Origin of the sequence: Rhodanobacter aciditrophus (assembly GCF_050026795.1) — a bacterium.
Taxonomy (GTDB): domain Bacteria; phylum Pseudomonadota; class Gammaproteobacteria; order Xanthomonadales; family Rhodanobacteraceae; genus Rhodanobacter_A.
The window spans coordinates 774,444-795,675 of record NZ_JALBWP010000012.1; the positions used below are offsets into that span (position 1 = coordinate 774,444).

The window sequence follows — 21,232 nt, forward strand, 5'->3', positions numbered from 1 at the left end:
CGACCATGCCGAGTTTCTTCATCGACCGCCCGATCTTCGCCTGGGTGGTGGCCATCCTGATCTCGCTGGGCGGCGCCCTGGCGATCCTCAACCTGGGCGTGGAGTCGTATCCGAACATTGCCCCGCCGCAGGTCACCGTCAGCGCCACCTACCCCGGCGCCAGCGCGGACACCACCGAGAAGACCGTCACCCAGGTGATCGAGCAGCAGCTCACCGGCATCGACCACCTGTTGTACTTCAGCTCCTCGTCCAGTGCCAGCGGGCGCGCCAACATCACGCTGACGTTCGAGACCGGCACCGATCCGGACATCGCCCAGGTGCAGGTGCAGAACAAGGTGGCACTGGCCACGCCGCGCCTGCCGTCCGAGGTGACGCAGCAGGGCGTGGTGGTGGCCAAGGCCAACGCCGGCTTCCTGATGGTGATCGCACTGAAGTCGGACAACCCGAACATCGACCGCAACCGCCTCAACGACATCGTCGGTTCGCAGGTGCTGGACCAGATCTCGCGCGTGCCGGGCGTGGGCAACACCCAGCAGTTCGGCTCCGAGTACGCCATGCGCATCTGGCTGAATCCGGACAAGCTGCAGGGCTACAACCTGTCGGCCTCGCAGGTCTTCGCCGCGATCCAGCAGCAGAACGTGCAGTTCGCCGCCGGCTCGGTCGGCGCCGATCCGGCGATGCCCGGGCAGGGCCTGACCGCCACGGTGTCCACCGAGGGCCGCTTCACCTCGCCCCAGCAGTTCGCCGACATCATCCTGCGCGCGAACCCCGACGGCACCACGGTCAAGCTGGGCGACGTGGCGAAGATCAGCTTCGGCCCGCAGAACTACGGCTTCGACACCACCTGGGACGGCAAGCCGATCGGCGCGTTCGCGATCATGCTGCTGCCCGGCGCCAACGCGCTCGACGTGTCCACCGCGGTGCGCGCGAAGATGGACGAGCTCGCGCCCAGCTTCCCGCCGGGCGTGACCTGGTTCAGCCCCTACGACAGCACCACCTTCGTGCACATCTCCATCGACGAGGTGGTGCACACGCTGGTCGAGGCGATCATCCTGGTGTTCCTGGTGATGCTGCTGTTCCTGCAGAACATCCGCGCCACCATCATCCCCACACTGGTGATCCCGGTGGCGCTGCTGGGCACCTTCCTCGGCATGCTGGTGCTCGGCTTCACCATCAACCAGCTGACCCTGTTCGGCATGGTGCTGGCGATCGGCATCGTGGTGGACGACGCGATCGTGGTGATCGAGAACGTCGAACGCATCATGACCGAGGAGAACCTCTCGCCGAAGGAGGCCACGCGCAAGGCGATGGGCCAGATCACCGGCGCGGTGGTGGCGATCACCGTGGTGCTGGCGGCGGTGTTCGTGCCGTCGGCGCTGCAGCCGGGCGCGTCGGGCATCATCTACAAGCAGTTCGCGCTGACCATCGCGGTGTCGATGCTGTTCTCGGCCTTCCTCGCGCTGTCGTTCACGCCGGCACTGTGCGCCAGCTTCCTGCAGCCGGAGCACCACAAGAAGAAGAACATCGTCTTCCGCGCCTTCAACCGCTTCTTCGAGTGGACCACGCGCACCTACACCGGCCACGTGGGCCACGCGGTGAAGCATGCGCCGCGCTGGATGGCCGTGTTCGTGCTGGTGGCGATCCTCGCCGGCTTCCTGTACACCCGCCTGCCCGGCAGCTTCCTCCCCGAGGAGGACCAGGGCTACGCGCTGTCCATCGTGCAGCTGCCGCCCGGCGCCACCAAGCAGCGCACCGGCGAGGTGATGGCGCAGATGCGCGCGATCCTCGAGAAGGACCCGGCGGTGGAAGGCGTGCTGCAGGTGACCGGCTTCAGCTTCATCGGCTCCAGCGAAAGCGCCGGCATGGCCTTCATCAAGCTGAAGGACTGGTCCAAGCGCGACGTCACCGCGATGCAGTTCATCCAGCGCGCGAACATGCAGCTGTTCTCGATCCGCGATGCGCGCATCTTTGTGATGAACATCCCCACGGTGCAGGGCCTCGGCCAGTTCGGCGGCTTCGACATGTACCTGCAGGATCGCGCCGGCCTCGGCCGCGAGGCACTGACCCAGGCGCGCAACATTCTGCTCGGCAAGGCCGCGCAGGACCCGCTGCTCACCGGTGTGCGCCCGAACGCGCTGGAAGATTCGCCGCAGCTGCACCTGGACGTGGACCGCGTGCAGGCGCAGTCGATGGGCCTGTCGGTCAGCGACGTCTACAACGCGATCAGCCTGATGCTGGCGCCGGTGTACGTGAACGACTTCACCTACGGCGGCCGCGTGAAGCGCGTGATCATGCAGGCCGACGCGCCCTACCGCATGGGGCCGACCGCGCTGCAGCACTTCTTCACGCCCAGCGCCACGCAGAAGAACGCCGACGGCACGCCGGCGATGGTGCCGATCTCCAACGTGGTGCACGCGAAGTGGGAGATGGGTTCGCCCGCGCTGACCCGCTACAACGGCTATTCCGCGGTGGAAATCGTGGGCTCGCCCGCACCGGGGCATGCCTCGGGCGAGGCGATGAACGAGATGCAGAAGATCGTGGGCAACGACCTGCCCAAGGGCTACGGCTACGACTGGACCGGCCAGTCGTACCAGGAAATCCTCTCCGGCAACGCCGCCACGCTGCTGATGGTGCTGTCGATCCTGATCGTGTTCCTGGCACTGGCCGCACTGTACGAGAGCTGGTCGATCCCCGTCTCGGTGCTGCTGGTGGTGCCGCTGGGCCTGCTCGGCGTGGTGGTGTTCACCATGCTGCGCGGCCTGCCCGACGACATCTACTTCAAGGTCGGCCTGGTCACGGTGATCGGCCTGGCCGCGAAGAACGCGATCCTGATCGTGGAATTCGCGGTGGCCGAGCAGCAGGCCGGGCGCACGCTGCGCGAGGCCACCGTGGACGCGGCCCGGCTGCGACTGCGCCCGATCCTGATGACCTCGCTGGCCTTCATCCTCGGCGTGTTCCCGCTGTTCGTGTCCACCGGTGCCGGCGCCAACGCGCGCCATGCGATCGGCACCGGCGTGATCGGCGGCATGCTGTTCGCCACCTTCCTCGGCGTGCTGCTGATCCCGGTGTTCTACATCGTGGTGCGGCGCCTGCTGGGCGACAAGCTGGACGGCGACGGCAGGCCGCACCCGGCGTCAGGGACAGGCATGCAGTCGTTCGACTCCGATCCGCAGCGCGGACACTGACGTCCACGCTCCCTCTCCCCTTTGGGGAGAGGGTTGGGGTGAGGGGCCGGGGCTCGCCTCAGGCCCCAAAACAAAGCCCGGGCGATGCCCGGGCTTTTGCTTGCTACGCGACGACAACGCAGGAGCCCACTCGTGGGCGATGCCTTCCGGAAGTGGGCCCTTGCGATGTTGTCTGCCGCTCAGCGCAGCCCGGTCTCGTTGCGCGCGATCACGATGCGCTGGATCTCGCTGGTGCCCTCGTAGATCTCGGTGATCTTGGCGTCGCGGAAGTAGCGTTCCAGCGGCATCTCCTTCGAGTAGCCCATGCCGCCGTGGATCTGCACCGCCTGGTGGGCGATCCACATGGCCGCCTCGGAGGCCACCAGCTTGGCGACGGAGGCTTCGGTGCCGAAACGGCCGCCGTTCTTCTCGGCTTCGCCCTTGGCCCAGGCCGCGCGCAGCGTGAGCAAGGTGGCGGCATCGAGCTTGCACTTCATGTCGGCGATCTTGGCCTGGGTCATCTGGAAGCTGCCCAGCGGCTGGCCGAACGCCTTGCGGTCGCGCGACCACTGCAGCGTGGCCTCGTAGGCGGCGCGGGCGATGCCCACCGCCTGCGAGGCGATTCCGATGCGGCCGGCGTCCAGCACGCCCATCGCGATGGAGAAGCCCTTGCCCTCCTGGCCCAGCAGGTCGTCCTTCGAGCACACGTAGTCGGTGAACTCGATCTCGCAGGTGGCCGAGGCGCGGATGCCCAGCTTGGGCTCCGTCTTGCCGGCGTGGAAGCCGGGCTTCTGCGTGTCGATGATGAAGGCGGACACGCCCTTGGCGCCGATGCCGGGCGTGGTGATCGCGAACAGCACGATGTAGCGGCATACCGGGCCGGAGGTGATCCAGCTCTTCTTGCCGTTGATCACCCAGTCGCCGTTCTCGTTCTTCGTGGCGCGGGTATGCATCGCCGAGGCGTCGGAGCCGGACTGCGGCTCGGTCAGCGCGTAGGCACCGATCGCCTCGCCCTGGGCGATGGCGCGCACGTACTTCTGCTTCTGCGCCTCGGTGCCGTGCTTGAGGATGCCGTTGCAGAACAGCGAGTTGTTCACCGACATCACGGTGGAGGTGGCCGCGTCGGCGGCGGCGATCTCGATCATCGCCAGCACGTAGGCGATCGGGTCCATGCCGGCGCCGCCGTACTCGTGCGGCACCTCGATGCCCATCAGGCCGAGCTGGCCCATCTCGCGGATGTTGTCCAGCGGGAACTCGCCCCTGGCGTCCAGCTCCGCCGCCACCGGCGCGATGCGCTTCTGGGCGAAGTCGCGGGCAATGGCCTGGATCGACAACTGGTCTTCGGTAAAGCTGAAATCCATGGGGGACTCCGGTAGCAAGACTGGGGATGAAAAGCCGCCCATTTTAGCCGCGTCGGCCACCGCGCCTTGTGCGGATGCAGCAGACGGCGGATCGCCGGCGCCGGCATCTCCGCCATCGCCCCGCCCTTGACGATTCCGCCACCCGGCCCTAGCCTTTGCATCGCTTTATCGCGATAAAAGGATAACGATGGATCTGGCGACTGCCTCCGGCGTGCTGCGCCTGCTGGCCGACCCCACCCGCGTACGCCTCCTCGCCCTGCTCGAAGGCGAGGAGCTCACCGTGGCCGAACTGGCCGCGGTGCTGCACCTCGCGCAACCGCGCGTCTCCACCCATCTGGCCAAACTGAAGGAGGCCGGCCTGGTACGCGACCGCCGCGCCGGCGTCTCCGCGTACTACCGCGCCAACGGCGAGGGCGACGAACACCAGCACGCGCTGATCGCCTCGTTGCGCGAGAACATCGACGACGCCCTGCTGCGCGAGGATGCCGCGCGCCTGCCCGCCGTGCTCGCCAACCGCGCCCGCGCCGAGGGCTGGGCCGACACCGTGGCCGGCGACATGGAACGCCACTACTCGCCCGGGCGCACCTGGGAAACCCTGGCGCGCGCGCTGCTGCAGCTGCTGGGCACCGGCGACGTGCTGGACATCGCCTCCGGCGACGGCATCACCGCCGAGCTGCTGGCGCCGCACGCGCATTCCATCGTCTGCGTGGACTCCAGCGAGCGCGTGGTGGAAGCCGCGGCGAAGCGCCTGCAGGCGTTCCCCAACGTCGAGGTGCGCCAGGGCGACATGCACGCGCCGGACCTGGGCGAGCGCCGCTTCGACCTGGTGCTGATGCTGCACGCGCTCACCTACGCCGAACGCCCCGCGCAGGCGGTGGCCGCGGCCGCCCACCTGCTGCGCCCCGGCGGGCGCCTGCTCGCGGTGACGCTGGGCAAGCACGCCCATCGCGCCGCGGTGGAGCCGTTCGACCACCGCAACCTCGGTTTCACCGAAGCGGAGCTGCGGGATTACGCCAGCGCCGCCGGCCTGCAGGTGGTGAGCTGCAACCGGCTCAGCCGCGAGCGCAAGGCGCCACATTTCGAAGTCATCAGCCTGCTCGCGCAGAAGAAGTGAGGAATCTCCGATGGGTACCCTGCCCTGGCTGCACCCCGACCGCGTCGCCCTGCTCGAGGCCGCGCTCGCCGAACGCATCCTGATCCTCGACGGCGGCATGGGCACCATGCTGCAAGGCCACCGGCTCGACGAGGCCGGCTTCCGCGGCGAACGCTTCGAGCACGGCCATGACGGCGCGTACGAACACCATCACGACGGACATGCCCATGACCATCCCGGCGGCTGCGACCTCAAGGGCAACAACGACCTGCTCACGCTGACCCAGCCGGCGATCATCCGCGGCGTGCACGAGGCCTACCTCGAGGCCGGCGCCGACCTGGTGGAGACGAACACCTTCAACTCCACCCGCATCAGCCAGGCCGACTACAAGCTGGAACACCTCGCGTACGAACTGAACCGCGAAGGCGCGAAGCTGGCCCGTGCCGCCTGCGACAAGTACACGGTGCTGACGCCGCACAAACCGCGCTTCGCCATCGGCGTGCTCGGCCCCACCAGCCGCACCGCCTCGCTGTCGCCCGACGTCAACGATCCCGGCTTCCGCAACGTCACGTTCGAGGAGCTGGCACGGAACTACACCGAATCCGCCGGCGGCCTGATCGACGGCGGCGCCGACATCCTGATGGTGGAGACCATCTTCGACACGCTGAATGCAAAAGCCGCGCTGTTCGCGCTGGACCAGCTGTTCGAGGCGCGTGGCGCGCGGCTGCCGGTGATGATCTCCGGCACGATCACCGACCGCTCCGGCCGCACCCTGTCCGGGCAGACCGCCGAGGCGTTCTACTACTCCGTGCGCCATGCACGGCCGCTGTCGGTGGGCTTCAACTGCGCACTGGGCGCGGACGACCTGCGCCCGCACATCCAGGTGCTGGCCGACATCGCCGAAACCCGCGTCAGCACCCATCCCAACGCCGGCCTGCCGAACGCCTTCGGCGAATACGACGAGACGCCCGAGCACATGGCAGGCGTGATCGCCGGCTTTGCCCGCGACGGCCTGCTCAACCTCGTCGGCGGCTGCTGCGGCACCACGCCTGCGCACATCAAGGCGATCGCCGCGGCGGTGCACGGCCTGCCGCCGCGCCAATTGCCCGGCATATTGCAGGAAGCGGCGTGACACCGCATCGCCACGCGCCCTGCTCCCTCTGCCCTCCGGGGCGAGGGTCGGGGTGAGAGGCCATCCTCGCCACTGCCCGGCCACGAAGCACGCTTCGATGGCAACTTCCGCAAGCCCCGCCCCTCACCTCAATCCCCTCCCCGCAGGGGAGAGGAAGTAAGAGCCGAAGCATGACCACCATCCGCCACACCCGTCTCTCCGGTCTCGAACCGCTGGTCATCACCCCCGAGCTGCTGTTCGTCAACGTGGGCGAACGCACCAACGTCACCGGCTCGGCGAAGTTCAAGAAGCTGATCAAGGAGGGCCGCTACGACGAGGCGGTGGAAGTCGCCCGCCAGCAGGTCGAGAACGGCGCCCAGATCCTCGACGTGAACATGGACGAGGGCCTGCTCGACGCCGAGGCGGCGATGGTGAGGTTCCTGAACCTGATCGCCGCCGAGCCGGACATCGCCAAGATCCCGGTGATGGTGGACTCTTCGAAGTGGAGCGTGATCGAGGCCGGCCTCAAGTGCCTGCAGGGCAAGGGCGTGGTGAATTCCATCTCGCTGAAGGAAGGCGAGGAAGTGTTCCTGGAGCAGGCCAGGAAGATCCTGCGCTACGGCGCCGCCACCGTGGTGATGGCCTTCGACGAGAACGGCCAGGCCGATACCGTGGCACGGCGGCTCGAGATCTGCGAGCGCTCCTACCGGCTGCTCACCGGGAAGGTCGGTTTCCCGCCCGAAGACATCATCTTCGACTCCAACATCTTCCCGATCGCCACCGGCATCGAGGAGCACGCCGACAACGCGGTGAACTTCATCGAGGCGGCGAAGGAGCTGAAGCGGCGCTTCCCGCACTCGCACATCTCCGGCGGCGTCTCCAACGTGTCGTTCTCCTTCCGCGGCAACGACACCGTGCGCGAGGCGATCCACAGCGTGTTCCTCTACCACGCCATCCGGGCGGGCATGGACATGGGCATCGTCAACGCCGGCCAGCTGGCCATCTATGACGACCTCGAGCCCGAGCTGCGCGAGCGCGTGGAGGACGTGGTGCTGAACCGCCGTGCCGACGCCACCGAGCGGCTGATGGAGATCGCCGAGAAGCACAGGAAGGGCGCGCGCGAACAGGACGCCGGCAACACGCTGGCCTGGCGCGAACTGCCGGTGCGCAAGCGGCTGGAGCACGCGCTGGTGCACGGCATCGACCAGTACGTCGTGGAGGACACCGAGGAAGTGCGTCAGACCGTGACGCGCACGCTGGACGTGATCGAAGGCCCGCTGATGGACGGCATGAACGTGGTCGGCGACCTGTTCGGTGCCGGCAAGATGTTCCTGCCGCAGGTGGTGAAATCCGCCCGCGTGATGAAGAAGGCGGTGGCCTACCTCTTGCCCTTCATGGAAGAGGAGAAGAAGAAGAGCGGCGACACCGGCAAGAGCAACGGCAAGATCGTGATGGCCACGGTCAAGGGCGACGTGCACGACATCGGCAAGAACATCGTCGGCGTGGTGCTCGCCTGCAACAACTTCGAGGTGGTCGACCTCGGCGTGATGGTGCCCGCGCAGAAGATCCTCGACACCGCGATCGCGGAAAACGCGGACATGATCGGCGTCTCCGGCCTGATCACGCCATCGCTGGAGGAAATGGCCCATGTCGCCAGGGAGATGAAGCGGCAGAACTTCAGCATCCCGCTGCTGATCGGCGGCGCCACCACCTCGCGCGCGCACACCGCGATCAAGATCGAGCCGCACTACGAGACCGCCTGCGTGTGGGTGAAGGACGCCTCGCGCGCGGTCGGCGTGGCGCAGTCGCTGGTCAGCAGGGAACTGGTGGACGGCTTCTTAGCCAAGGTGCGCGGCGAATACGCCGAGATCCGCGAGCGCCACAAGCACCGCGGCCCCGGCAAGCAGCTGGTGCCGCTGGAGAAGGCCCGCGCGCAGCGCTTCAGCTGCGACTGGGCGGGCTACGAACCGCCGCAGCCGCGCCAGCCCGGCCTCACCGTGTTCGACGACTACAGCCTCGCCGAACTGCGCGAATACATCGACTGGACGCCGTTCTTCCAGGCCTGGGAACTGGCCGGCCGCTATCCCGCCATCCTCGCCGACGCGGTGGTGGGGGCGCAGGCCAGCGAGCTGTTCGCCGACGCGCAGAAGATGCTGGACCGCATCGTCGCCGGGAAGTGGTTGAAGGCGCGCGCCGTGATCGGCTTCTGGCCCGCCGCGAACCTCGGCGACGACGTGGAGATCTACGCCGACGCCGCACGCACGCAGCCGCTGGCCACCCTGCACCACCTGCGCCAGCAGGCCGACAAGCCGGTCGAGCGCCCCGACTTCTGCCTCGCCGACTTCATCGCGCCGAAGGCATCCGGCAGGCCCGACTGGATCGGCGGCTTCGCGGTGACCGCGGGCCTCGGCATCGAGGAACACCTTGCGCGTTTCCACGCCGAGCTCGACGACTACTCCTCGATCATCCTCAAGGCGCTGGCCGACCGCCTCGCCGAGGCCTTCGCCGAACGCATGCACCAGCGCGTGCGGCGCGAGTTCTGGGGCTACGCGCCGGACGAGCAACTGGACAACGAGGCGCTGATCGCCGAGCAGTACCAGGGCATCCGTCCCGCCCCCGGCTACCCCGCCTGCCCGGATCACACCGAGAAGACCACGCTGTTCCACCTGCTCGACGCCACCAGGAACGCCGGCATCGAACTCACCGAAGGCTTCTCGATGTACCCGGCGGCGGCCGTGTCCGGCTGGTACTTCTCGCACCCGGGGAGCCAGTACTTCGTGGTCGGCCGGCTCAGCCGCGAACAGGTGCAGGACTACGCCAGGCGCAAGGGCTGGACGCGCGCGCAGGCCGAGCGCTGGCTGGCCGCCAACCTGGATTACGACCCGGATTAGCCGCAGCCGGAAAGGACCGCGCGCCCTTCACGGCCCATCGGGTCCGCCGCGGCACCGTACCCGGCCCCGCTGCGGGCTCACGCCATCGCGTCGTCGCCCATGCTGTTCCTGCGGTGGCGCAGGTGCACGATCAGGTTGTAGACCGACACGAACACCGGGAAGAAATTCGACAGGATGCCCACCGAGTCGTTCTTGCCGACCACGAAGTACGCCAGCAGCAGGGTGCTGCCCAGCACCGACAGCCACCAGAACGCCAGCGGCATCACCACCCGCCTGTACTTGCGCGTGTAGTACAGCTGCACGAACCAGCGGCTGGTGAACATCAAAGTGCCGGCATAGCCGACCAGTTTCCACGGCGTGAGGTGGAACTGCTCCAGCGCATGCAGGACATGGGCGAGATCGTGGGGCATGGCGCGCGCCGGTCGTCGAAAGGGCAGGCATTCTAGCAAGCCCCGCCGCGCGCTCCTCCCGGTCGCGTCCCGCCGGTTGACCTCGGGGTCGCCACCCCGTATATTTGCGCGCTCCCGGCGGGCGGTTAGCTCAGCGGTAGAGCACTGCCTTCACACGGCAGGTGTCACAAGTTCGATCCTTGTACCGCCCACCAACAGTTTCAACGACTTAGGCCACCCCATCGGGTGGCCTAAGTCGTTGTACGGACGCCTGTACGGAAATTGTCTCTGAAAGTCGCGAAGTCCACCGCACGAAGAATCACGGTTACTGCTGCGCCTCATCGGATCGATAATGCCCAGAGCGAGGACTTGCAGCGCTCGGGATGAGCGAAGGCCCCGATACTGTCGACGATTCGCGCTGGGGCCAAACCAAGCCTCACGGCGGGTAGGCGCCTCTGCAGGTTGCGGTGCCAATGCCAGGGTTTGAAAAGACCTCAGAACATCCGGTCCGGGTCGCGGGATGGTCACCCTACCCCAGCGATGCGCGTGCGATGGGCCGCCGAAGGGCCGTTGAACGAGCCGTACGCGGACCGAATCGTTACCGGCGCCATGGCATCCTGAGCTCATGAACGCCAAGGAACGGAAAGCATTGCTTCGGCGCATCGACGATGACGTGATGCGGATCCAACACCGCCTAGATGAATGCCACGCACAGATCCTCGCGATCCAGGAACGCTTCAAGGCCGAGCGAGGCCAGATCCTCAACGAAATCCGCCGACAGACCAATCGCGGCCAGCAAACCAACCTGATCCTGAAGGTCATGCGTCGCGAGCGGCGCGTCCTTGCCGTTCCGGTCGCAGAGTGGCGAACCATCAAGGCGAAAGGAAACCGTGTTGCCCGCGCGCAGCAGACGTTGGGCCAAGGTGTGGCCAAATACACGGCTCGCGGGCACATGGCCATCTTCTCCAACACCCTGCCAATGAATCGGAAGTGTGGCTGGCGTATCACCGACCTACGCACGCATGCGCATCCGGCCGAGATCGAACTGGTGAGCGAAACGGAGGCGCTGTTGCTACCGATACGAAAGCGAATCGCAGATCTCACGAACACAGGCAAGCGGCTGCTCCAGAGGCGCCACCAGCACCAGCGCCGGCTCGAAACGGAGCCCGCTGTGGCGCCGAAGTGCCCGCCACGTCAACGCAAGACGCCGGCATGGCCGTCAATGGGGAACCCATTTCCTTTGGCACCGGAACCAACGCAGGCGGAAGGACTCTTTGAGCGCCCGCAGCTTCGGAACCCTTACGGGTAGAGCTTCGCGGCGACGTCCCCCCGGTTTTGAGTAGCACGGCCGTTTGGAGTCCAATCCCCCAACCGAAGGAGATTGGACGTGAAGAAGCGCTTTTCCGAAGAACAGATCATCGGCTTCCTGCGTGAGGCGGATGCCGGCCTGCCGATCAAGGAGCTGTGCCGCAAGCACGGCTTCAGCGAGGCCTCCTACTACCTGTGGCGCAGCAAGTTCGGCGGCATGAGCGTGCCGGACGCCAAACGCCTGAAGGAGCTGGAAACGGAGAACACGCGGCTGAAGAAGCTGCTGGCTGAGCAGATGCTTGAGAACGAGGTGATCCGGGACGTCCTGCGAAAAAAACCGTAGGCGCACCGGTCCGACGCGCGTTGGTGCGCCAGATGATCGACAAGGGGCTGAGCGAGCGTTGCGCGTTGCGCGTGGTGGGCATGAGCGCCAGCGCGTACCGCTATCAGGCGCCGCCAGACCGCAACGTGGCGCTGCGGCGGCGGATCGTGGAGCTGGCGCAGCGGCACAAGCGCTACGGCGTGGGGATGATCCACCTGAAGCTTCGGCAGGAAGGCGGCGAGCCGGTGAACTACAAGCGCGTGGAGCGAGCGTGTGCAGAGTTTTGTGTAACCGCACAAATAGTACGAGGCCTCACTGAATCCGTGCTGCCATCTCCCGGGCGTGGAGGTTGGCGGCCAAGTTATGCTTTACGGTCGCGGCCGCTTTATGGTTTCAGGCACACAACAGATCTACAGAGCCCCGGCCACCGGCTGCGCGGTCCTGCCCTCAAGCCGGTTGCGAACGACAACGCCCCCCAGTTCGCAACTTTATTGTCTGGGATAGGACTTTATTGTCCACGATAGAACTTTATTGTCGGTAGACAGCAACGCTCGTCAACAGCAGGAATTGGCCGACCGACTTCGGCCAATTCAAGCCGTTCCAAAGCGCGCGCGTGAATGGCCGTTCGTGCCGGCGCAGGATGCCCGTCCAGAGCCATTGATTTTTCTGGTTGAAATTCACCGGGCGCTGATTTGCCCCCTCGCCCCGTGATGTCTACTTGACAGCTCATACGAAATACCGAGCATAGGGCACTAGGCGCAGCATCGCGGCGAAGACTTCATCAAGCGCGTCGATCTGAGCAGCGACGGATCCTTTGAAGTCGATGGTGGGCACTCGGATCGACAGCCCGGCCTGTTTCCCCGAGGTGAGCGGGATGATGTCAGAGGGTAGCTCGCCCACGCGCGACGAGATGTCAGATTGGGTGAAGCCCTTGAGCCCTAGGTCAACGTGATCGCCGCCCTTGCTGCTCATGTGATGGTTGAGCCAGAGGCCCGGTGGCCAGCCTTGCGCCTGCACGATGACCCAGTGGCCCCGTGCGCCCTTTTCGGTGGGCGGCACCATTCGCAGCGTTGGCTGCGTGCGGCAAAGGTAGGCGTGGTAATCACGATGGAACGCGGTGACCGCTTCGCTGACCACCTTCACGTAGCTGCGGCGCCCCTGGGTGACCGCTTCGTGCATCACACGGCAACGCCAAGTTGCGCGGGCACCAGGCTGCTCGGCGAACCACGCGGCAATCGACTCGTAGGGAACGCGTGCATCGTAGCGCGAGTCGTCGGCCAAGCCGGCCAGGTAGGTCTGAGGCGCAACGATGCACGTCAGGTAACGATCGAACCATGCGTCCTTCAAGCCTTGCGCCCCGCGCCGGTGATAGCGGACGTCCTGCTCGTGCTGCTCACACGCAGCGATCTTGTTTTCGATCAGGACGCCGATGCGCTCTTGGCCAACGTGCACGCGGAGCAACACGTCGGTTTCGCCGTCCGCGTTGCTCACGCTGTGCCAGGCTCCGTCGAACGTGGCCCCCGATAAGCCGAGCAGGGCTGCCCACCACGCCGCAAACGCGGGCGTGGCGTGCAGTTCTTCCAAGATCAGGAGGTCGATGTCCCGCTCCTGAACCGCGAGCACCACGGGCAAATCATCGAGGTGCATGGGTTAGGACACGCGTTCTTTCAACCACGCCAGCAACTCAGTGTCCTTGCGCGACATCGTCATCGGCATCATCAAGGAATGCAGGTGCCTCTTTTGACGGATCCCTGACCCGCCAATTCATTTTCTGGTTGATACCATTCTTCGGGAATGTGAGGCTGAGGCCTACGGTAACGGCTTTGTCCTCTACTTTCCCAGCGCCGCTGAAGTCGGTTGAAACCGTGGGATATATGAGGCATACACCTTGCCTTGGCCTCGCCAAGGCCCTCAGCTTTTCATTGGGATTACCGAGTTGCTCAACGTAGCTCAGATGCTTGGCGACATCACGGTGCCGCGATTCCGAAAACACCTTGAAGCGATCATTCACCACCGCTCGGCTGAATGTTCCAAGTGCCAAGTCTCCCAACGACCAGTGGCTCTTGGAGCTGGGATTCTCAAGAACTAGGATCAGCCACGAGTCGATACCCGGTGAATCTTCTCCGACCCCATTCAGGAATCCAAGTACGGAACTGAACTGACTTTCCACCGTTCCCCACCTGTACGCTTGAAGGAAATGGACGAAACAAAGGGGATCGACACTTCTGACATGACCATGCAATGAGCGCTTGGCCCCATTACCGTCGTACCCGAAAAGCTCCACGGGACTAAGCGCAGCATTCGCCACCAATGTCCTCAGACATTCCGCATTTGCTTTCCGATCCTTCTCGTTGAAGGGAACTCGCGTAGACTCTGCGACATTGCCGCCGAAGTTCTCCATCGTGATTTCGGCGTTGTACATCTTGTTCTTCTGGGTGGGTATCATCATTCCCATAGGAACAAGGGGTGGGACTTGGATCGGCCTGATTCCGTCCTTTGAATACAGCGCGATGCGCTTGCGGAAACGCTCCTCATCCATACAGATGGATTCGAACAGGTCGTACAAGTCGGTCTTCTTTTCAGATTTCTTACCGGCCGACACTTGGGTTCCGATGTAAAGGCGGACCAAGTCCCGGTAGCCGCGCCGAAACCCGAACCAGCGTCCCATCTGCATCAGTGTGTCGGCCGCGGCCGCCTTCCTGAGGAAATAGCTGATGGTCAGTCCTTCGACCGTGTACCCTCGGGACAGCTTCGCCCCGCCGACAAGGATGTTCCAGACATTTTCCTTGTCGAAGTCGGGCATGTCGTCCTTGTGGTCGTCACGCCCATTCACTACTAGGACCTGCTTTCTGGCGGATTCGAACTTTTCGAATGCCTGCGTCAGAAAAGGTTCGAGTTCCGCGAGATTCAGCGGCCTTGCAAGTCCAGGCTCCTGAGCCTCTGAAACGGGGGAAAAATCGTCCAGCCAGAGTCGCCACAGCCTGTCCAAGGCGGACTTCCTCCTATAGGCATTCTGTGCAAGGAGGGTCGTCACAAGGTTACGGTCGTCTTCATGCGCATCCTGACTGGTTGCCCGATGCACGAGCATGGTGTGGTGTCTGGTGCTGACCGATCCTGGATCCCTGTCAGCGCGGAGCAGCTTCATCGCACCCGCGAGGAAGAAAGCATCAATGGCCTTCCTGAAAACCGCGGTGTCGTCGGAGTCCTTGATCTGCCGGACGAAAGCCTTGCGGTGGGAGTGGTATCCGAGCTCCTCGACCTCGGATTTATCCAACGGATTGAAGTCCGCATCGAAATCATGGAAATCGGACACGCCCATGTAGTTTGCAGGGCGCGGCAACAGTTCGATGAAATCTCTCGGAAAGAGGTCTTGTGAATCGCTGGGATTGATCAGCGTGTTCGCTGCCGGGGTTGCGGTATAACCCACATACTGAGAGCGTGGAAACATTGCCAGTAGCTGCACGATGCTTTCGTTCGTGCTTGTCCGGTCCTTGTCGGGCTTTCCCGCCTTCCTCTTCCGGTTTGGATTGACGGTGTTGACGGAAGCCTGATCCGACTCATCGTCGATGATGAGGGTGGGAATATCGTCCAGCGTGACCTTAAGCCCTCTCAGGTCGAGCATGAGCTTCCGGATGACTGCCGGATGCTTCTTGATCACGACTATGCGTGCAGTTGCCGAATGCAGGTTGTCGGGATCGTTGAGCGGCCGATCCGGATATCGCTTTTCAAACTTGAGCACGTCACGCCCCTGCCCAAGGTTAATGTAGTCCCTGGCCGAAGTGGTGATGCGCCGGAGGTTGAATGCCCCCAGCTCGCCGGGAAGCCCCCCGTAGGAGGCGAACTTGTCCCAGTCTTGGTCCCCGCTGTACTCATGGGGTTTGTCCGCTTCCTTGTCCTGCAGGATCTGTTCGCGACCGACAAGTTCCTTGTCAAGGCGACGCTGGGTCTGGAACCGAAGGCTGTCAAGCACACCCGCAAGCACGATAATCAGGCGGTAGCCGGCATCGAGGGATTTCGCAACCACCGCGGTGAAGTTCGCTGTCTTTCCGCTCTGCACGTAGCCAACAACAAGTCCCCGTACCGCGAACGCATCCTGCCGCTCAGGGTCCGACAGGCATCTGAGCACCTTGTCCGTAGACTCGTCGAGCGAGCTTGTCGCGTTTTCATCCCACCCGCCCTGGTTCTGCAGATATCGCTTGTAATGATCCCAGTAGAAGGTTCCTGTCCGCCTCTTCCGCAATTCCGAATACCAGTCTTGGTGTTCCGTCGCGATCAGGGTCGCATCGTCAAAACTTTTGGCGATCGGGATCCGATCAAGGATCTTGGCCTGCTCCCCGGCATCGAAGTTGAGAAGGGAACACACCAGAGACCGACGCTCCTGAGTCAGCCTTTTCGTTCCCGCCGACCAAGGCGCCTCGTTTGCTGCATCCCAGCTTCGAATGTGACGCGCAAAGACGGCATGTCCCGGCTGGCTGGCATCCCCCCCCAGCATTTCACCGAATAACCAAGCAACGGCGCCATCAACGTCTGCGGTCACTTGCCGTTCGTCGAGTTCGAACCTCAATCGGCGCTTCAATGCCGCCGGACCAGGCCCAGTCATGGCCTGAAGCACTCCGTCGAGGATCTCGATGAGTCTCTCCATCTCGGTTTCGTTCATGGGGATTCCATTCGGAAGTCGGCGGCGTCAAAGGGCCTGCCGAGCCCTTCGACGTCTAGAGTCAGGTCAACATCCCGGATCCTAGACGAGGGATCGCTGCCAAGGGCATTGGACAGCCACTGATAGCTGAGGACTGGGAAGTCGCGACCGATCGCGATCGCCATCGGGGGGGCTGCCAGCTGATACGGCACCATGCCTTCAGGTTGGTCGCCGTCATACCCGTAGGTCGTCAGGCACTGGTTGAAGGCTCCCAGTGATGAGGCATCGGGCTCGAGGATGGACCTGATCCCGGCAATCAGGCTGTTCACCGTATATCCGCTGCCGGACCCCGGCGAACCTAAACGGATGCTGATCAAACGCAGTTCGTGGCCCGGTGTCGGACTGAGTTGGTTGAGCCCGTGGATCACGTGCGCCCTGACATTCGAAAGAGTCGTCTTGACTTCGAGCTCAAGTGACCCAAGTCGAAAATCATGGGATGCGCCGTCCGGGCCTATCCAAGAATCGACACCCGCTGACTGTTGCGCGAGCAGTCCATGCAGGACCCATAGCTCACCGAGCAGCCCAATCGCCCTCTCCCTCGAAAACTGGGCTGATTTCGCAACCAGCGACTCGAAATCTTCCAGGCTCAATGCCAATGCCCGCAGACCGTCCCCTTCTCCCTCCGAGACGCGGGACAGGACATCGCACATCAGCAGGTAGATTGGTCTGAACAGGTCCCTAGAATCGGTACTTACCTCAACGTAGTGGGCCCCTGAAACCAAGACAAGCCTCATCGTAACGTTTCGGAGGACACCTGTTGGCGACCACTTCCGACTTGGATCGAGCCTCAAGCGCATCCCAAGACGACCGGCATACGGATCGTAGATGAGGCGAAGCTCGGGCGATCTCATGAGGATCTGTTCGATCGGCAAGGAAGCTGCGATGTAGTCCTCGCGCAACGATCGCCAAGTGATCGGATCAAGCAACGGGCCCATCACCTAGCCTTCGAACTTCAGCGCTGCATTCAACAGTTCGGTTATGGCATCAAGCCGCTTGCGCCTAGGCGCCGACTGGCGAGCCTTGTCGAAGTCTTCTTCAAGGAGGAGGAAGAACAGGAGCTTCACTACCGGCAAGTCGGCTGCCGAAGCGCGCCTGCCTCCTAGGAGTTGTTTGCGCATGCGCTTGTCCAATCGGAGGCACATCTTTTCCTTGTCGACCTCGAAAAGGGCACCAAACTCGCTCAAGTCATCCCAGACAATCTCGACCGACCGCGTTCTTTCACCTTCGGCCAAGACCTCCTTAGCCTTGCGGGCCACATCGGCCGGAAGGCTGCCATCCGGCACCAGAGGGTAGTCACTCTGCGCACGGTTGTCCTTCCTCCGGTACACGCGCTCCGCCAACGCCCGATACTTGGAAAACTGCATGCCGCCCGAGGACGTGGCCTTCTGCACCAGCTCCACGAATGGGGGCGGGACGATGACCAGTGACTTCTGGACATTGAGGCCAAAGTGCTCGTCCATGGAATCTGGAAGATCGATTGCCACCCGGGCGAGCGACGTATGGGGTTCGGTCTCATGCTCCACCACACCGTTCCACCCACCCGGTTGGATCAGCCGCCCGTGGCGGTAGAAATAGAACCCCTGCCTCGCAGCCGCCCGGTTCCCAAGCTTGTACTCTTGGCTTTTGCTGTTCGGTGGCCAGATGTGCGCTATGGCATTGACCTTGCCGATCTCTGGAATATCCACGGTAAAGGTCTGGGGAAATTCCGAGGAACCGCTCTCCTCGTATTTGAAGGGGTTCAGGGCAGCTACATCGACCGCACGGTCCGGTACATCCTCATGCGCACGTTTCGAATCTAGCCTGATCGTCAACCTCCCGGTTTCCAGGAACCGATGGAAGTGCAGGCCGAGATGAACCTTGAGGCGTTGGATCAGGTGCGAGACGGTGGCATCGACACCATTCTTGCCCGACGAAAGCCTGTCAATCCGACTCCACTCGATGACAGTCCCGCACCGCGCCAAGTCAAGACTTGCATAGGGGGCTCCGAGTAGTGCGCGCACTTCGTCCTCAGGAATCGCCTCACAGGTCCAGTCCCTTGATATCCCCTCTACGGTCCATCGGCGCCCCGAACAGGTGCCACCGGAAATTGTGTTTACCGAAAGCGTTTTGGCGTGGCTGAAGGAGGCCAGCTTCATTCCCATGCCAAATTTTCCGAGGGACAGGTCGCCAAGATCTTCGTGGGCACCGAACCGCATCGCCTTGTCCAACACGCGGCCTGTCATGCCATGCCCATCGTCGACAATCAGCAGCCGGCCGATGGCCTTGTCGTCATGGTCGATCCGTATGAGTACGTTGCTCGCCTTTGCGTTGAGGCAATTGTCGACCAAGTCCGAGATGGCCTGTTCAAAGCTGTAGCCGATCTGGCGGAGAGCGTTGATCAGCTGCTCCGCATTGGGTGGTAACTGGAGGTTACCCTCGCTGGGAGAAATGGCGCTGTTGCGCATTGTTTGGCTGTCGTTCATCGCCGGACTATACGTCCTCCGCGATCTGCCCAGCAATTGGTGGCAGCAACCCATGACTGGCATGAAAGTACGGCTGCGCCAAGTTCCTGGGAAACAAGCAGCTGCAGTGAAGCGTTGCCCTTACCGGGACACGTCACCTGCGACCGATGCCCTCCATTTGGGGCAAGCTTGGCGTCCGCTAACATCCTTGAAGCACTCGATGGACCACCTTGGCGATCTGTCGGGCCAAGAGTGGTGGCACAGCATTACCCACCTGCACGAATTGCTGGGTCCGATTCCCAAGGAACAAATAGTCGTCTGGAAACGTCTGGAGCCTGGCCGCCTCCCTAACGGTCAGGCAGCGACATTGCGCGACATCCGGATGGATGAAGGCGTGACCATCCTTAGACAGATGGCTCGTGATGGTGCTGGATGGTGCTCCAATCTTCTGCACGCGGAACCTGTCGGCGAAGGCGCCCGACTCCCAGTTTCCATGGTCCGGTGCAAGTCGACGCGGAAAATCTCCACTTTTGGGTGAGCGGCCAGTGACTTCGGCGAATGCGGCACAAAACATGTAGCGCCCGAGGTCCGACCTCATGTGTGTCCGCGTTTCATGGTTCAAGACCAGCCCAAGGTTCGAGGCCCTGAGCGAGGCAGCCAACGGGTTCGTCTTGCCCGGGACATAGCGCGTCGAACTCCTCGGCAATCCGGAAGCCGGAACGGTAGCTTCCAGGACATCGGCCACCGCGGGCGAATGCGCCCTGACGATATTGGCCACACGATGGCGTTCCTCGTCCATGACCTTGCGCCACGCCTCGCTGCTGTCTGCACGTCGACTCAACCCACTCCGAAGTGGCGGCAAGCCTGCCAAGGCCTGCTCGATACTTGCGGGCTCTTCCTTCAAATCGAGACCTGGAATCCCTGCAACGGCCGGACTCATGCAGTCGGTCCTTATCCCCATGATGATGACGCGATGCCTAGCTTGGGGAACCCCATGCTCCTCACTGCGGATCACGAAACCCGATGGATTGTGCTCGATCAAGGCCTGGGTCCTCGCCGTGGCACTGGGCATGTGGATGGGGAGCAGAACATAGTGCGCCGCTGCTCCAGTGCGGCGTAGCCCCAAGGCATTGGACGGATTTGAAAGATCCTCGAGAATTGCGGAAAACATCGCTTGGTTGCCGACCTTTGATGTCAGGATGCCCTTTACGTTCTCCATGATGAAGACGGCCGGCTTGAATTCAGCCAAGATGGCCAAGTACTGTCTGTAAAGGAAATGCCGTGGGTCTCCCTTGGACGTAAAACCTGCGACGTTCCTCTGCCGTGCACGCCCGACGAGCGAAAAGGCTTGGCATGGCGGCCCTCCGATCAGGACCATCTCGTCGTACCGATTGCGCACTGATCCAATCCGATCAAAGAGTTCCCTGTTGCCAGCGGGCGTTCCCAAGGTGAGGTTGAGTGCTTCCAGCTCAGCTTCCTGCCAAATGCGTGACCAAGGCCCGGATCCGAAGTGGGTTGCAGCATCTGGTGGGGAGCCGGTCGCTGCAGCCTTCAGGAACTTCCAATACTCCGATGGGACGTGTCCCTGCTGCCGTTGCAGCAATCTGTAGAAGGCCCGCAGGCGCAGCGTGGCGTGCGCCGATTTCTCCATCTCGGCCGAGACCGCCAATTCGAACGGATGATGGCCCGAGCCAATCGAGGACGTGTAGCTGCTGAAACCCTCGCCGAGCCCACCAGGCCCTGCGAAGATGTCGATTATCCCAATGGTGCTTCGGTTCTGGTTGCGTGCTTCGGGCAAGTTCAGGACTCTGTTTATATGGTTAACGACACCATGAGCGCCGAAAAGCGCTCGGCGCTAATGTCACGGATCCGGGGCAAGGACACCCGCCCCGAGCTTCTTGTGAGGAGAAGCCTCTGGCGGGCTGGCTTCAGGTACCGACTTCAGGCCAGGGAGCTTCCGGGCAAGCCTGACCTTGTCCTGCCGAAATGGAAGGCAGCAGTGTTCGTGCATGGGTGCTTCTGGCACCGCCATAACGGCTGCGCCTATTTCAGGCTTCCCCGAACCCGACCCCAATTCTGGGATACCAAGCTCAGGAGAAACAGTGACAGGGACGCCGGTGCCATCAGCCGGTTGATGGAGGAAGGCTGGCGGGTGGCGGTTGTTTGGGAATGCGCGCTGCGAGCAAATGCCGACAAGGCCGGGGAAATACTTGCCGCTTGGATCTCTGCTGGGCAGGACACTATCGAGATCACCGGATCGCGGCAAATGGTGCATCATCACCCGTTCGGTGATCGCGTCGACTGACTCCATCGCTCTCCCCACTTGTTAGCCTAGTCTTCCCACAAATAGTTGGGGATTCCTGTCTCGCCTGACGAGATCCTACAATCAGGCACACTCATGCGTAGCCAATGGCAGGCAAGCTGTTCCTTGGACTGCAGTGCGTGGCATTCTATGT

General features: G+C 63.3%; 13 protein-coding genes, 1 tRNA gene and 1 pseudogene. 8 read left to right on the forward strand and 7 right to left on the reverse strand.

Annotation, left to right across the window (positions count from 1 at the left end):
* Positions 1-5 precede the first annotated feature (5 nt).
* A complete protein-coding gene (locus ACQGNW_RS16695) occupies positions 6-3,185 on the forward strand; it encodes a multidrug efflux RND transporter permease subunit (protein ID WP_426664444.1) in 3,180 nt (1,059 codons plus the stop codon).
* A 179-nt stretch (positions 3,186-3,364) separates the two neighbouring features.
* Here ACQGNW_RS16695 and ACQGNW_RS16700 read toward each other — a convergent pair whose 3' ends face one another.
* Positions 3,365-4,525 carry an acyl-CoA dehydrogenase family protein gene (locus ACQGNW_RS16700; protein ID WP_426664446.1) on the reverse strand — a complete coding sequence of 387 codons (1,161 nt, stop codon included), beginning with the start codon at positions 4,523-4,525 and terminating at the stop codon, positions 3,365-3,367.
* 187 nt (positions 4,526-4,712) lie between these two features.
* Between ACQGNW_RS16700 and ACQGNW_RS16705 the strand changes: the two genes are divergently transcribed.
* The 3 genes from ACQGNW_RS16705 to metH all read left to right on the forward strand — a co-directional run bounded on the left by ACQGNW_RS16705 (position 4,713) and on the right by metH (position 9,620).
* On the forward strand, positions 4,713-5,639 hold the full coding sequence (locus ACQGNW_RS16705; protein WP_426664448.1) for an ArsR/SmtB family transcription factor: 927 nt from the start codon (positions 4,713-4,715) through the stop codon (positions 5,637-5,639).
* Between the two features lie 10 nt (positions 5,640-5,649).
* Complete coding sequence (locus tag ACQGNW_RS16710) at positions 5,650-6,750, forward strand: homocysteine S-methyltransferase family protein (protein ID WP_426664450.1); 1,101 nt, start codon at positions 5,650-5,652, stop codon at positions 6,748-6,750.
* Between the two features lie 170 nt (positions 6,751-6,920).
* Positions 6,921-9,620 carry a methionine synthase gene (gene metH, locus ACQGNW_RS16715; RefSeq protein WP_426664452.1) on the forward strand — a complete coding sequence of 900 codons (2,700 nt, stop codon included), beginning with the start codon at positions 6,921-6,923 and terminating at the stop codon, positions 9,618-9,620.
* A 77-nt stretch (positions 9,621-9,697) separates the two neighbouring features.
* Here metH and ACQGNW_RS16720 read toward each other — a convergent pair whose 3' ends face one another.
* Positions 9,698-10,030, reverse strand: a complete 333-nt coding sequence (locus ACQGNW_RS16720; protein WP_426664454.1) for a lipid-A-disaccharide synthase N-terminal domain-containing protein — start codon at positions 10,028-10,030, stop codon at positions 9,698-9,700.
* A gap of 119 nt (positions 10,031-10,149) precedes the next feature.
* On the opposite strand from ACQGNW_RS16720, the gene ACQGNW_RS16725 reads away from it, so the two are divergent.
* The 3 genes and pseudogenes from ACQGNW_RS16725 to ACQGNW_RS16735 form a co-directional block, all read left to right on the forward strand.
* Positions 10,150-10,224 (forward strand) — tRNA-Val (locus ACQGNW_RS16725).
* Positions 10,225-10,634: 410 nt separating this feature from the next.
* A complete protein-coding gene (locus ACQGNW_RS16730) occupies positions 10,635-11,318 on the forward strand; it encodes a hypothetical protein (protein WP_426664456.1) in 684 nt (227 codons plus the stop codon).
* A 78-nt stretch (positions 11,319-11,396) separates the two neighbouring features.
* Positions 11,397-11,920: pseudogene (locus tag ACQGNW_RS16735) on the forward strand (transposase); the annotation flags it as partial.
* A 445-nt stretch (positions 11,921-12,365) separates the two neighbouring features.
* Here ACQGNW_RS16735 and ACQGNW_RS16740 read toward each other — a convergent pair.
* From ACQGNW_RS16740 to ACQGNW_RS16760, 5 genes are all read right to left on the reverse strand, one after another.
* Positions 12,366-13,286 carry a PDDEXK-like family protein gene (locus ACQGNW_RS16740; RefSeq protein ID WP_426664458.1) on the reverse strand — a complete coding sequence of 307 codons (921 nt, stop codon included), beginning with the start codon at positions 13,284-13,286 and terminating at the stop codon, positions 12,366-12,368.
* A 37-nt stretch (positions 13,287-13,323) separates the two neighbouring features.
* Positions 13,324-16,296 (reverse strand): Z1 domain-containing protein, encoded by a 2,973-nt coding sequence (locus tag ACQGNW_RS16745; RefSeq protein WP_426664459.1) that lies wholly within the window; start codon positions 16,294-16,296, stop codon positions 13,324-13,326.
* The gene (locus ACQGNW_RS16750; RefSeq protein WP_426664461.1) at positions 16,293-17,270 is read right to left on the reverse strand and encodes a PD-(D/E)XK motif protein; all 978 of its coding nucleotides are present in this window, start codon (positions 17,268-17,270) and stop codon (positions 16,293-16,295) included. Before ACQGNW_RS16750 ends, ACQGNW_RS16745 begins: the two co-directional genes overlap by 4 nt.
* Positions 17,271-17,273: 3 nt before the next feature.
* A complete protein-coding gene (locus ACQGNW_RS16755; RefSeq protein ID WP_426664463.1) occupies positions 17,274-18,797 on the reverse strand; it encodes an ATP-binding protein in 1,524 nt (507 codons plus the stop codon).
* A 178-nt stretch (positions 18,798-18,975) separates the two neighbouring features.
* Positions 18,976-20,574, reverse strand: a complete 1,599-nt coding sequence (locus ACQGNW_RS16760; RefSeq protein ID WP_426664465.1) for a DNA cytosine methyltransferase — start codon at positions 20,572-20,574, stop codon at positions 18,976-18,978.
* Between the two features lie 33 nt (positions 20,575-20,607).
* On the opposite strand from ACQGNW_RS16760, the gene ACQGNW_RS16765 reads away from it, so the two are divergent.
* Positions 20,608-21,081 (forward strand): very short patch repair endonuclease, encoded by a 474-nt coding sequence (locus ACQGNW_RS16765; RefSeq protein WP_426664467.1) that lies wholly within the window; start codon positions 20,608-20,610, stop codon positions 21,079-21,081.
* The last annotated feature ends 151 nt before the right edge of the window (positions 21,082-21,232 follow it).

Coding starts and splice junctions, on each gene's coding strand:
- ACQGNW_RS16695 (WP_426664444.1), top strand. CDS start 6: ATGCCGAGTTTCTTCATCGACCGCCCGATCTTCGCCTGGGTGGTGGCC.
- ACQGNW_RS16700 (WP_426664446.1), bottom strand. CDS start 4,525: ATGGATTTCAGCTTTACCGAAGACCAGTTGTCGATCCAGGCCATTGCC.
- ACQGNW_RS16705 (WP_426664448.1), top strand. CDS start 4,713: ATGGATCTGGCGACTGCCTCCGGCGTGCTGCGCCTGCTGGCCGACCCC.
- ACQGNW_RS16710 (WP_426664450.1), top strand. CDS start 5,650: ATGGGTACCCTGCCCTGGCTGCACCCCGACCGCGTCGCCCTGCTCGAG.
- metH (WP_426664452.1), top strand. CDS start 6,921: ATGACCACCATCCGCCACACCCGTCTCTCCGGTCTCGAACCGCTGGTC.
- ACQGNW_RS16720 (WP_426664454.1), bottom strand. CDS start 10,030: ATGCCCCACGATCTCGCCCATGTCCTGCATGCGCTGGAGCAGTTCCAC.
- ACQGNW_RS16730 (WP_426664456.1), top strand. CDS start 10,635: ATGAACGCCAAGGAACGGAAAGCATTGCTTCGGCGCATCGACGATGAC.
- ACQGNW_RS16740 (WP_426664458.1), bottom strand. CDS start 13,286: ATGCACCTCGATGATTTGCCCGTGGTGCTCGCGGTTCAGGAGCGGGAC.
- ACQGNW_RS16745 (WP_426664459.1), bottom strand. CDS start 16,296: ATGAACGAAACCGAGATGGAGAGACTCATCGAGATCCTCGACGGAGTG.
- ACQGNW_RS16750 (WP_426664461.1), bottom strand. CDS start 17,270: ATGGGCCCGTTGCTTGATCCGATCACTTGGCGATCGTTGCGCGAGGAC.
- ACQGNW_RS16755 (WP_426664463.1), bottom strand. CDS start 18,797: ATGAACGACAGCCAAACAATGCGCAACAGCGCCATTTCTCCCAGCGAG.
- ACQGNW_RS16765 (WP_426664467.1), top strand. CDS start 20,608: ATGAGCGCCGAAAAGCGCTCGGCGCTAATGTCACGGATCCGGGGCAAG.